Genomic DNA, 12,385 nt, shown 5'->3' on the forward strand with positions numbered 1-12,385 from the left:
TCTTAATTATTTTTTCTTTTCAGAGTGACCCCTAAATGTTCTGGTTGGAGCAAACTCTCCCAGCTTGTGACCAACCATGTTTTCTGTTACGTATACCGGTATAAATTTATTACCGTTATGCACTGCAAATGTATGACCCACGAAATCTGGTGAGATCATTGATCTGCGAGACCAAGTTTTAATGACAGACTTTTTGCCTGAATCATTCATAGATACTACTTTCTTCTCTACGTTATGGTCAATATAAGGTCCTTTTTTAATCGAACGAGCCATTATTTCTTCCTTTTCTCTATGATGAAACGATTTGAGTATTTTTTAAGTTGACGGGTCTTGAAGCCTTTAGCATACATGCCATTTCTTGATCTAGGCTGACCACCTGATGAACGACCTTCACCACCACCCATTGGGTGATCGACAGGGTTCATCGCAACCGGACGTGTTCTAGGACGACGTCCTAACCAACGTTTACGACCTGCTTTACCTAATACTTCATTTGCGTGATCTGAGTTTGAAACAGATCCGATTGTTGCTAAACAAGTAGTCAAGATTAATCTTGTCTCACCTGATGGCATTTTCAATGTCGCATATTTACCATCACGAGCAGCTAATTGTGCATAAGCACCAGCGCTACGAGCCAATTGAGCTCCACGACCTGGATGAATCTCCACGTTGTGTACAATTGATCCCAACGGGATATTTGATAATTTTAAAGCATTTCCGATTTCCGGAGTTGCAGTATCACCTGATAATACTTTTTGCCCAACTTGTAAGCCTTCTGGTGAAATAATGTAACGTTTCTCACCATCAGCATAATGTAATAATGCGATACGCGCAGTACGGTTCGGATCGTATTCAACAGTAGCAACTGTTGCAGGAATATCAAACTTATCACGTTTAAAATCAATTAAACGGTAAGATTTTTTGTGACCACCACCCATGTAGCGCATAGTCATCTTTCCTGTATTGTTACGTCCTCCCGATTTCTTAGAAGAAACAACCAATGATTTTTCGGGCTTGGTTGCTGTAATCTCCGAAAAACTGGCCCCAACTCTAAAGCGGGTACCCGGAGTGACTGGTTTAAATTTTCTTAAGCCCATAGTTATAAAATATTCAATTCTTATTAAATGTTCGCGTAATAATCAATTGTTTCACCTGCTGCCAGAGTAACAATCGCTTTTTTGTATTTAGGGCTACGACCCGTAACTAAACCACCTTTTGTATTTCTTGATTTTAACTTTCCGTTTACAACCATAGTATTGATTGCAAGGATGTTAACACCATACATTTTTTCGATAGCCTGTTTAATCTGCAATTTGTTTGCTTTGTGTTCAACCTGGAAAGTAAAGCGACTAGACTTTTCTGTAAGTGCAGATGCTTTTTCGGTTAGTATTGGTTTCTTTAAAAATTCCATATTACTTGGCAAATGCCTCCCCCAATGTTTTAACAGTGTTTGCAGTTAACAAAAGTTTACCACAGTTTAATACATCATATGTATTGATCTGATCTACAGTAATTACTTTTACTTTCTGAATGTTTCTGCTTGATAAATAAATATTGTTATCCTGTACTGGTAAAACCAACAAAGTTTTTTCACCAGTTAAGCTTAAAGCATTAACTAACGATACGTAATTTTTAGTTTTGATTGAATCAAAAGTAAAATCTTCTAAAACAAGGATATTGTTATCCTGAGCTTTGTATGACAACGCAGATTTACGTGCCAGAGATTTTAATTTTTTGTTCAGTTTAAAACTGTAATCACGTGGTTGAGGACCGAATACACGACCACCACCATTGAACAATGGAGATTTGATACTACCCGCACGAGCACCACCAGTTCCTTTTTGTTTGTACAATTTACGTGTTGAACCAGCGATTTCATTACGTTGTTTAGACTTGTGAGTACCCTGACGTTGATTAGCCAAATACTGTTTAACATCTAAATAAATTGCATGATCGCTAGGTGTTACACCAAATACCGACTCAGGAAGTTGCACCTTGGCACCTGTCTCTTTTCCTGAAATGTTTACTACATTTAATTCCATCTGCTTACTTGTCTAAGATTACGTAAGAACCTTTAGCTCCTGGAATGGAACCACTAACTACAACAAGATTTTGATCTGCATAAACTTTCAAAACCTGTAAGTTTTGAACCTTCACTCTATCTCCACCCATTCTACCTGCCATACGCATACCTTTAAATACACGTGCTGGATACGAAGCCGCACCCAATGAACCTGGCGCACGCATTCTGTTATGCTGACCGTGAGTTTGTCCACCCACACCCGCAAATCCATGGCGTTTCACAACACCCTGAAAACCTTTACCTTTTGAAGTACCAACTACATCAACATAATCGCCTTCAGCAAAAATGTTAACCGTTACAGTATCGCCTAAATTCAACGATTCCTCAAACGGTTCAAATTCTACCAACTTGCGTTTTGGAGTTGTGCTTGCTTTCGCAAAATGGCCTTTCAAAGGCTTGGTGGTGTTCTTTTCTTTAGCTTCATCGAAGCCTAACTGAACTGAAACGTAACCGTCTTTTTCTGCGGTCTTAACCTGTGTAACTACACAAGGCCCAGCTTCGATCACCGTACATGGAATGTTTTTTCCATCGGCGTCGAAAATGCTGGTCATTCCTACTTTTTTTCCAATAATACCTGACATTTTCTTTTTTTAATTTAACACCCATCGAAGCAGTAGGGCTTCGTTCAAGGTGGATACACATCCCTATTAAGGGAGGGCAAAAATAAGAAATAAATCTTAATGATCAAATAGTTAGCGAATTTATTTTGCAAATAATTGCTAATATTTTTGAAGAGATCTGATAAAACGCAGTTAAGCGAGATTTTATCCTACCAGCTTGTTACTCAAACTGATCAGAATTACACACAGGACAAACAGTCCGATCAGCACATATAAATAATCCCGCTCAATCAGGAAGCCGAAAATTGAAAACACAACCCTGGTCACAGGCGTAAAAATCAGCAGTAATGTACCGAACTGTATAATTGCCTTTCCGTCTAATGCACTCAGTCCCTGAAAGATAGCCAGAATCGAAGAATATTTTGTTTTTGAAGGATTAAAAACGCTGTAATCGATAATTTCACGACTGTATCCACTCAGATAAATCAGCCCTCCGATAAAAACAATCAGCATCGAAGCGATCACTCCTACACGAAGCAAAGTCCCCAGGATTACCTGTATGTCTTTATCTGCGAAATAATGTTTACCTGTCTGTTTCATTACAATTTTCCCGATAATCCGTTATAAATCATTTGCAGTGCCAGGAAAGTTACCACCACGGCAAATATAATCTTTAGTTTGTCTGTATTTGTTTTCACCAGCAATTTTGAGCCGACTGTTGCGCCTGTCAGTACACCCAGCGTAACCGGCATAGCTATTCCAGGATCAATCTGACCACGATGCAGATAGACAATTGCACTCGCTGCAGCGGTCACGCCCATCATAAAATTACTGGTGGTTGTAGATACCTTAAAAGGCAGACGCATGATATTATCCATCGCGACTACTTTTAAAGCCCCGGACCCTATCCCAAGTAAACCAGAGATAATACCGGCAATAAACATCATTATAAAGCCGCCTATTACATTATGTACACCGTACTTAACTGTTCCGTCAGCAGTCGGATAACTGCCGTTTAATTTAAAGAAATTAGCCAGCACGCCTGTCGCTCTGTCATCAGAGTGATCTACTTTTTTCCTGACCATCATCGCCGCAGAGAAAAGCAGGATACAGCCAAAAATAACAGCTATATAGCCGGGATTGATATAAACAGTAATCACCGCCCCTATGACCGCACTTATCGTGGTTGCAATTTCCAGAAACATTCCGATACGGATATTGGTTATCCCTTCTTTAACATAAGCCGCTGCCGACCCCGAGGAAGTTGCAATAACAGAAACAATTGAGGCGCCGATAGCATAATGAATATCAACACCCAAAACCAGTGTTAATAAGGGAATTATGATCACTCCGCCACCCAGACCAGTTAAAGAACCGACAAGTCCTGCTAAAAAAGCACCCGCTAAGACAATAATTGTAAATAGTAATACCGACATTGAGACAAATATACTATCTACAATCAAAACACAATAAAATTAAAATCTCATTGTTAAATTATAAATAATCTATTCCAAATGAACAAATTTTTATTCCCGCTCCTTACCCTTGTGATGATTAACCTGTCTTTTATACAGGCAGGTGCCCAGGTAAAACCACCTGTTGACAGTACTAAAACTGATCCGAGCTTAAAAGGCCAGTACGAGTTTATGCTGTCAAAATCAAAAACACTCAATACCTATAAACTGATTAATCCTTACAGGCTTTCTGCTTTTTATAAAAGTGTTACTGATTCGATCAGAAAAGAACGGAGTACCTATAAAAGTGCCAATGCCAAAGTAGCTGAACAGGCAAAAACAATTGCCGATCTGAATAATCAGATCAAAGGAAATCAAAGCTCGCTGGCCAGTTCAAACTCAAAGGTAAATGAGATTACCTTTCTGGGAATTTCTTTTGCCAAAGGGACTTATAATACGATCGTATGGACGCTGATCATTGTCCTGGCACTGGGCTTTGCCTTTGTCACGATCAGATCTGCCAAAAACATACATGAAGCGAAATACAGAAGCGGACTTTATGAAGAAATCTCTCAGGAATACCAGGCTTATAAAGTGAAGGCGAATGAGAAAGAAAAGAAATTAGCAAGGGAACTGCAGGATGAACGCAACAAACTTGACGAATATAAAAGCAGAGGTATCTAACTGATCCTCAATCCTAAAATCAAATAAACAAAAAAGGCCTCCGGAAATCCGGAGGCCTTTTTTGTTGTAATCTAAAAAAGCATTAAACCTTAATTTCTACTTCAACACCGCTAGGTAATTCAAGTTTCATCAAAGCATCAACAGTTTTAGAGTTAGAGCTATAAATATCTAACAAACGTTTGTATGCACATAATTGAAACTGCTCACGTGCTTTTTTGTTCACGTGTGGTGAACGTAAAACAGTGAAGATTTTCTTTTCTGTTGGCAATGGAATTGGTCCACTAACAACTGCACCCGTAGGCTTTACAGTCTTAACGATTTTCTCAGCAGATTTATCTACTAAGTTGTAATCGTAAGATTTTAATTTAATTCTGATTCTTTGGCTCATGTTATTTTTATTTAAAGCTGCCTGTTAGAGCTATTAATAACAGGCAGCCGGTTTATTTTAAAAATTATTCAGCAGATTTGATTCTACCTTTAGATTTAGCAATTACCTCATCCATAACGTTTTTAGGAGCTGGTTCGTAGTGATCGAACTCCATAGTAGACGTTGCACGACCTGAAGTGATAGTACGTAACTGAGTTACATAACCAAACATTTCAGAAAGAGGTACAGTTGCTTTAATTACCTGAGAACCATTACGTGTATCCATACCTAAAAGCTGACCACGACGACGGTTCATGTCACCGATAACATCACCCATGTTTTCTTCAGGGGTTAAGATTTCGATTTTCATGATTGGCTCCATCAATACCGGGTTACATTTAGGTAATGCCTCACGATATGCCATTTTAGCAGCAAGTTCGAAAGATAAAGCATCTGAATCGACAGCGTGGAATGAACCATCAATTAAACGAACTTTCATATCAGGAAGTGGGTATCCTGCTAAAACTCCGTTAGTCATTGAAGCTGCAAAACCTTTTTCTACTGAAGGGATAAATTCACGTGGAATTGAACCACCTGTAATTTCGTTTACGAATTGTAAACCACCTTTTTCGAAATCAGCATCGATTGGAGATATAACAACCTGGATATCCGCGAATTTACCACGACCACCTGATTGTTTTTTATAAGTTTCACGGTGTTGAACAGTACCATTGATTGCTTCTTTGTAAGCAACCTGTGGTGCTCCCTGGTTAACCTCAACCTTAAACTCACGTTTAAGACGGTCAATCAGGATGTCTAAGTGAAGCTCACCCATACCAGAGATTACAGTCTGACCAGTTTCCTCATCAGTTTGAACTCTGAACGTAGGATCTTCTTCAGCCAGTTTAGATAAGCCCATACCTAATTTATCGATATCAGCCTGAGTTTTAGGCTCAATAGCTAATCCGATAACCGGCTCAGGGAATACCATTGACTCCAGAACGATTGGGTTTTTCTCTTCACAAAGTGTATCACCTGTTTTAATATCCTTGAAACCTACAACCGCAGCAATATCACCAGCTCCAACATTAGGAATCGGGTTTTGCTTGTTTGCGTGCATCTGGAAGATACGGGAGATACGCTCTTTGTTTTCAGAACGTGCATTATAAATGTATGAACCTGCTTCTAAGTTACCTGAATATACACGGATGAAACATAAACGACCAACGAAAGGATCTGTTGCAATTTTAAATGCTAAAGCTGCAAAAGGCTCTGCTTCACTTGGTTTACGTAAAATTTCTTCACCAGTATTAGGGTTAGTACCAACAATACCTTCTGAATCCATTGGTGAAGGCAATAATTCCATCACATAGTCCAGCATAGTTTGTACACCTTTGTTTTTGAAAGATGAACCACAAACCATAGGCACAATTGTAGCATCTAAAACTGCTTTACGTAAAGCGTCTAAGATTTCACGTTCAGTAATTGAGTTTGGATCTTCGAAGAATTTCTCCATCAAAGTCTCATCGTAATCAGCAACTGATTCCAATAATTTTTCTCTCCACTCAGCAACCTCATCAATCATATCCTCAGGAATTGGCACTTCAGTAAAGGTCATACCTTTATCATGCTCATTCCAAACGATACCACGGTTGTTGATTAAATCAACCACACCTGTGAAGTTATCTTCAGAACCGATTGGTAATTGTAATGGAACTGCATTACTTCCCAACATACTTTTAACCTGTCCGACAACTTTCAGGAAGTCTGCACCTGAACGGTCCATCTTGTTAACGAAACCAATACGGGCAACGTTGTAGTTGTTAGCTAATCTCCAGTTAGTTTCAGATTGAGGCTCAACACCATCAACCGCAGAAAATAAGAATACCAAACCATCTAATACACGCAGTGAACGGTTTACCTCAACGGTAAAATCCACGTGACCCGGTGTATCAATGATGTTAATATGGTAATCCTGTCCTCTGTATTTCCAACCAACAGTAGTAGCGGCAGAAGTAATAGTGATACCACGTTCCTGCTCCTGTGCCATCCAGTCCATTGTTGCAGCACCTTCGTGCACTTCACCAATTTTGTGACTAACACCAGCATAATAAAGGATACGCTCTGTTGTAGTGGTTTTACCAGCATCAATGTGCGCAGCAATACCAATGTTTCTTGTAAATCTTAAATCTCTAGACATCTTATGTTTTCAATAATTAAAAACGGAAATGTGAGAACGCTTTGTTGGCTTCAGCCATTTTGTGCGTATCTTCTTTCTTTTTCACTGCAGCGCCTTCACCTTTAGCAGCTGAAACGATTTCTCCTGCTAATTTTTCTTTCATGGTTTTTTCACCACGTCTGCGTGCATAAGAAATTAACCATTTCATGCCTAAAGCAATTTTACGGTCAGGACGAACTTCTGTAGGAACCTGGAAGTTAGCACCACCTACACGGCGTGACTTAACCTCTACTGCAGGCATTACATTAGTTAAAGCACGTTTCCATACTTCTAATCCGTTTTCACCAGCTTTTTTCTCAGCTAATTCTACTGCATCATAAAAAATAGAATATGCGATAGATTTTTTTCCATCGTACATCATATTGTTTACAAATCTCGTCACCTGAACATCGTTAAATTTTGGATCAGGAAGGATAATTCTCTTTTTTGGTTTTGACTTTCTCATTTTCTGTTCCTCCTAATTATTTCTTTTTACCTTTTGTTGGTGCGGCAGCTACTTGTCCTGGTTTAGGGCGTTTAGTACCGTATTTTGAACGACGTTGGTTACGACCAGCAACACCTGAAGTATCTAATGCTCCACGGATGATGTGATAACGTACACCTGGTAAATCTTTAACACGACCACCACGGATCAATACGATAGAGTGCTCCTGTAAGTTGTGACCTTCTCCAGGAATATAAGCGTTAACTTCTTTTCCATTGGTCAAACGTACACGCGCTACTTTACGCATTGCTGAGTTTGGTTTTTTAGGGGTAGTGGTATATACACGTGTACATACACCTCTTCGCTGTGGACAACTGTCCAACGCCGGAGACTTACTCTTGAACTCCAGTGCTACTCTACCTTTTCTAACTAATTGTTGAATGGTTGGCATTGTTTTTTTGTTTTTTCTATATTGTTATTAAAAACTTTACCCCTCAATAAGGGACTGCAAAGGTATGACAATACATTTTATAAATCAAGGGGTTAACTCAAATTTAATCCCATTGAAACATAAAAAAACGAAAACACAGACTTACAGGCTGTTTGCGGGATACAGAATGTTATTTACCGCCGGCAAAAGACGCTAAGGCATAACACCTGAAAACAGCTTAATGGAAAGTATTCAGATAAAGTTTTTCTACTTTTTTTCTTGCCCACTCTGTCTTTCTTAAAAAAGTCAGACTGGATTTCAGACTCGGGTCATTATTGAAACAGGCAATCTTAATCAGCGCACCCAGCTCAGGCCACCCATAGTGCCAGACCAGTTGTTTGAGTATAAACTCCAATGTTTTCCCGTGCAGCGGGTTGTTAATCTGTTTCTCTTCTGCCATAAAATTTCACTGTGCAGGCAAAGATAGAAAGAAAGCCGGATAAAGTCGCTATGAGTCCACCCCGAGTCCACAATGAGTCCACGTCGAGTCCACCTTTTTCCATAAAAACGTGGACTCACTATGGAGCTGCTATGGAACTGATCTGCACACTCACCCAGGTTAGCCGCATGACATCCCCTGATCAATCCCTCCTCCCGGTCTCCATTATTCTATATATTTCCTTAGGTTTGTATAGAATAGCATACCGATTCCACTAAAAGAAAATTATATGAACTTTAACTTAGGAGATTTCGTCCGTTTTGTTGACGAAAATATAGAGGGTTATATTACCCGGATAATTGACAAGGACACTATTGGCGTTACTGATTCAAATGACTTTGAAATTCCTGTGCAGGCTTCAAAAGTAACTTTGGTACATGGTGAAATTCCTGATGAAAACACCGTAGTTTCCAACCGTCAGCCAGTAGCTGCCCCGGTTGCTGAATTTATCAGAGAAGGCGTATATCTGGGTCTGGTTACCGATCAGCACAGTACAGCAGTTGCACATTTCAATTTACTTAACGAAACGTCTTTCCAGTTACTGGCTACTTTAACGACAGAAAAAGGCGGGAACTATAAAGGTGAATTTGCAGCAGTTATACCTGCACACAGTGCAAAAAAGATTTTCTCAGCCAATCTCGGAGATATACAACTGTGGCCAAAATTCAATATTGAAATACTGTTCTCTACCGCAGCCAACATTGAACCTCCCGCACCTTTGACCTATCGTGAAAACATCAAAGGAAAAGATCTTTCTGTAGCCAAGGTGGAAATTGCTTTACTGAAACAAAAAGGCTGGTTAATCAGACTGGATGAGCCTGCACCGCTAATAGATGCACAAAAATTAAAAGAAAGTTTTTTTAAAGCCCGTTAAGTACAGCCATCCGGAATATTGAAGAATCTGAATGAGAGAATTTAAATTTACCCATACTTTAAACACGAGCAGCCGCTGGACTTATGATTTGCTGGTTAAATGGGGCGTGCCCGAAGATCTGGCAGCTTTTGTCAATCTTTTCCTGCTCCTTTTTGCCCTGATCGGAATTGTTTATGTTTTTCATTATGTAGTAAGACGGATACTCCGGATTGCATTAATCCGTTTTAGTAAACGTTCAAAATTTAAATTCTTTCATCATTTACTCAATAACCGGTTCCCGCATTTCCTGGCTCAGTGCGCTCCGCTGATACTGGTTAATGCAGTCATTCCGACTCTGTTTTCAGATTTCCCGGATATGATCAAACCGATGAATGCCATTACTGATGTTTATATGGTATTTATTGTGATCTGGATGCTGATGGCACTGATTAAAGCCAGCGGCGATGACCTGCGGACTAAATCCACTTTCCGGGAAAAACCGATAGACAGCTATATACAGGTGATCAGGATGATCCTCTATCTGATGGGGGCTGTAGTTATATTTTCGCATTTAACCGGACAATCTCCAATTGCATTTTTTACGGCAATGGGTGCCATTTCGGCTGTATTACTATTGATGTTTAAGGATACTATCATGGGTTTTGTGGCCAGTATACAGGTAACGGCCAATGATACGGTAAGAATTGGCGACTGGATCACGATGACAAAATACGGGGCCGACGGAGATGTTATTGCCATTAACCTGACTACAGTTAAAGTACAGAACTTCGATAAAACCATCACCACTATTCCTACCTATTCGCTGATTTCAGATTCTTTTCAGAACTGGCGTGGGATGAGCGAGGCCGGTGGCAGAAGAATCAAAAGAGCCATTCTGATTAAACAGGCAACCATCCGGTTTATCACTCCTGCAGAAGTAGAAGAATTCAAAAAAATTCAGTCTCTGACCAGTTATATTGAACACCGGCAAAAAGACATTGATAAAAACAATGAACGTTTAGGTATAGACAAATCACTTTTAATCAATGGCAGAAACCTGACCAATGCCGGGCTTTACAGAAAGTATATTGATAATTATCTGAACAGCCATTCGGGCACGCATAAAAAAATGACGATGATGGTCAGACATCTTGCCCCTACACCCAATGGTTTACCCATTGAGCTTTATGCCTTTACCAGCACGACAAAATGGGCCGACTACGAATACATCATGGCCGATATTTTTGACCATATGATTGCAGCCGCCCGTTATTTTGACCTGCAGATTTACGAAACTGAGGCTTCAGGAGACACCACCACCATTAGCTTTAATGATCCTTTAACAGTCAGCCGTCAACCGGTTTCAAATCCGGCTAAACTTTAATCCATCAGCTGGATCGCAGTACTGTAATCTATCTTACCATTTGGTGTCAGCGGAACCGACTCCACGAATTTAACTTTAACCATACTCGGATGCACGTTTAGTTTCTCTTTCAATATCGATTTCACCTGATCTGCTACCAGTTCTTCATTTAAATGAAGTACCAGTATAGATTTATCTTCGATACCCATGCAGACAAAAGTTTCCCCGCCCAGTGCATTTTTAAGAATCAGCTCTACTTCGTCCAGATTCATCCGGGTTCCGAATAATTTAACAATCCTTTTGATCCTTCCGGTGATATAGTAATAACCATCTTCATCTTTTCTGCCTACATCGCCTGTCTGTAAACGTTCACTATGATGAAAGGTGTTCAGATCTTCGGGCTTTTTGGCATAACCACCAAAAATATTAGGTCCAAGATAGATCAGTTCACTGCTGTCCGGGTCAATCTCAAAACTTCCGTTTTTAATCGGAATACCGATTGAAGTATTTTTAGTAAACAGATCAGCGGGCGGCAGATAAGCCATTCTTCCGGCAGCTTCGGTCTGTCCGTACATGACAAAAAACTGTGTTTCCTGTCTGGTACTGTGTTCGGCCAGCACCTGCACCAGTGTACGGTTAAGAATTCCGCCAGTCTGTGTCATATATCTTAATGAAGGATATACTTTTTTGAAAAAGCCGATGCGGTTAAGCATCTCATAAACATAGGGCACACCACCGATAGAGGTACAGGCATATTTATCAAAATCTTCCCAGAAGGTTTTCTGTAAAATATCCCTGTTGGTACAGATCATTCTTCCGCCGGCAATACAATTACTGGTAAAAATAGATAAGCCGTAGACAAAAATGATGGGCACATTCAATGGTGTTACATCAGTTTCCAGGATAGGAAGGAATTCAAGAATGGAATGGGCATTCTGTACTAAGTTCTGATCTGATAACTTGACAAATTTTGGAGAGCCTGTCGTTCCTGAAGTACTCAGCAATAATTTGATCTCTTCATGTACCGGATAATCCGGCTCAGACTCATTTTTGAACAATTGAATCCTTGAAGAGGCAGTATAAGCACTGAATCCATCAATTTCGGTACGGGAAGGATCATAGATATAATAAGGCTGATAAGCCTGTTCCAGTTCCAGCTTAAACTGTATATCCAGTTGCGGGCTTAATAAGGTTACTGTAAAACGGCTTTGCAGAAAGTTTAAAAACACTTCTACCGAACCGATCATATTATCTGTATATAAAAACACCACTGCTTTTTTATCATCTATGCTGATAGACTGATGAAATTCACTGACACTATAGGATAGATCTGTCAGCGCATCTGTAAAAACCAGATTTTTATTGCTTTGTATTAAATCGTAAAGTTTCATGCTGTTGTATTTTGTTTTTCATAGGAATGATCCCTCTT

16 protein-coding genes are annotated in these 12,385 nt (G+C 39.7%); 3 read left to right on the forward strand and 13 right to left on the reverse strand.

Going from position 1 to position 12,385, the window contains the following annotated elements; all coding sequences use genetic code 11:
* Positions 1-6: 6 nt before the first annotated feature.
* The 7 genes from rpsS to PL_RS12400 all read right to left on the reverse strand — a co-directional run bounded on the left by rpsS (position 7) and on the right by PL_RS12400 (position 4,079).
* Complete coding sequence (gene rpsS / locus PL_RS12370; RefSeq protein WP_008244581.1) at positions 7-273, reverse strand: 30S ribosomal protein S19; 267 nt, start codon at positions 271-273, stop codon at positions 7-9.
* Entirely contained in the window at positions 273-1,097 is an 825-nt protein-coding gene (gene rplB, locus PL_RS12375; RefSeq protein WP_041878509.1) for a 50S ribosomal protein L2, read from the reverse strand. The genes rpsS and rplB overlap by 1 nt, the downstream gene beginning before the upstream one ends.
* A gap of 23 nt (positions 1,098-1,120) precedes the next feature.
* Positions 1,121-1,411, reverse strand: a complete 291-nt coding sequence (gene rplW, locus PL_RS12380) for a 50S ribosomal protein L23 (protein WP_041878507.1) — start codon at positions 1,409-1,411, stop codon at positions 1,121-1,123.
* Position 1,412: 1 nt separating this feature from the next.
* Complete coding sequence (gene rplD, locus PL_RS12385) at positions 1,413-2,042, reverse strand: 50S ribosomal protein L4 (RefSeq protein WP_041878506.1); 630 nt, start codon at positions 2,040-2,042, stop codon at positions 1,413-1,415.
* A 4-nt stretch (positions 2,043-2,046) separates the two neighbouring features.
* Complete coding sequence (rplC, locus tag PL_RS12390; protein ID WP_041878505.1) at positions 2,047-2,664, reverse strand: 50S ribosomal protein L3; 618 nt, start codon at positions 2,662-2,664, stop codon at positions 2,047-2,049.
* A gap of 183 nt (positions 2,665-2,847) precedes the next feature.
* The gene (locus PL_RS12395) at positions 2,848-3,243 is read right to left on the reverse strand and encodes a DUF1634 domain-containing protein (RefSeq protein ID WP_041878503.1); all 396 of its coding nucleotides are present in this window, start codon (positions 3,241-3,243) and stop codon (positions 2,848-2,850) included.
* Positions 3,243-4,079, reverse strand: coding sequence for a sulfite exporter TauE/SafE family protein (locus tag PL_RS12400; protein WP_041878501.1), 837 nt, complete (start codon positions 4,077-4,079; stop codon positions 3,243-3,245). The genes PL_RS12395 and PL_RS12400 overlap by 1 nt, the downstream gene beginning before the upstream one ends.
* Before the next feature lie 78 nt (positions 4,080-4,157).
* Between PL_RS12400 and PL_RS12405 the strand changes: the two genes are divergently transcribed.
* Complete coding sequence (locus PL_RS12405) at positions 4,158-4,781, forward strand: hypothetical protein (protein ID WP_041878499.1); 624 nt, start codon at positions 4,158-4,160, stop codon at positions 4,779-4,781.
* An 82-nt stretch (positions 4,782-4,863) separates the two neighbouring features.
* Here PL_RS12405 and rpsJ read toward each other — a convergent pair whose 3' ends face one another.
* The 5 genes from rpsJ to PL_RS12430 all read right to left on the reverse strand — a co-directional run bounded on the left by rpsJ (position 4,864) and on the right by PL_RS12430 (position 8,701).
* Positions 4,864-5,169, reverse strand: a complete 306-nt coding sequence (rpsJ, locus tag PL_RS12410; RefSeq protein WP_008244591.1) for a 30S ribosomal protein S10 — start codon at positions 5,167-5,169, stop codon at positions 4,864-4,866.
* Between the two features lie 64 nt (positions 5,170-5,233).
* Complete coding sequence (gene fusA, locus PL_RS12415; RefSeq protein ID WP_041878497.1) at positions 5,234-7,348, reverse strand: elongation factor G; 2,115 nt, start codon at positions 7,346-7,348, stop codon at positions 5,234-5,236.
* A gap of 16 nt (positions 7,349-7,364) precedes the next feature.
* Positions 7,365-7,832 (reverse strand): 30S ribosomal protein S7, encoded by a 468-nt coding sequence (gene rpsG, locus PL_RS12420; protein ID WP_041878496.1) that lies wholly within the window; start codon positions 7,830-7,832, stop codon positions 7,365-7,367.
* A gap of 16 nt (positions 7,833-7,848) precedes the next feature.
* Positions 7,849-8,262, reverse strand: a complete 414-nt coding sequence (gene rpsL, locus PL_RS12425) for a 30S ribosomal protein S12 (protein ID WP_008244597.1) — start codon at positions 8,260-8,262, stop codon at positions 7,849-7,851.
* Between the two features lie 217 nt (positions 8,263-8,479).
* On the reverse strand, positions 8,480-8,701 hold the full coding sequence (locus PL_RS12430; protein WP_041878492.1) for a VF530 family DNA-binding protein: 222 nt from the start codon (positions 8,699-8,701) through the stop codon (positions 8,480-8,482).
* A gap of 268 nt (positions 8,702-8,969) precedes the next feature.
* On the opposite strand from PL_RS12430, the gene PL_RS12435 reads away from it, so the two are divergent.
* Positions 8,970-9,614, forward strand: a complete 645-nt coding sequence (locus PL_RS12435) for a hypothetical protein (protein ID WP_041878490.1) — start codon at positions 8,970-8,972, stop codon at positions 9,612-9,614.
* 31 nt (positions 9,615-9,645) lie between these two features.
* Entirely contained in the window at positions 9,646-10,977 is a 1,332-nt protein-coding gene (locus PL_RS12440; RefSeq protein WP_041878488.1) for a mechanosensitive ion channel family protein, read from the forward strand.
* Here PL_RS12440 and PL_RS12445 read toward each other — a convergent pair.
* Complete coding sequence (locus PL_RS12445; protein WP_041878486.1) at positions 10,974-12,347, reverse strand: AMP-binding protein; 1,374 nt, start codon at positions 12,345-12,347, stop codon at positions 10,974-10,976. The genes PL_RS12440 and PL_RS12445 overlap by 4 nt on opposite strands.
* Positions 12,348-12,385 lie beyond the last annotated feature (38 nt).

Source organism: Pedobacter lusitanus (genome assembly GCF_040026395.1).
Classification (GTDB): Bacteria; Bacteroidota; Bacteroidia; order Sphingobacteriales; family Sphingobacteriaceae; genus Pedobacter; species Pedobacter lusitanus.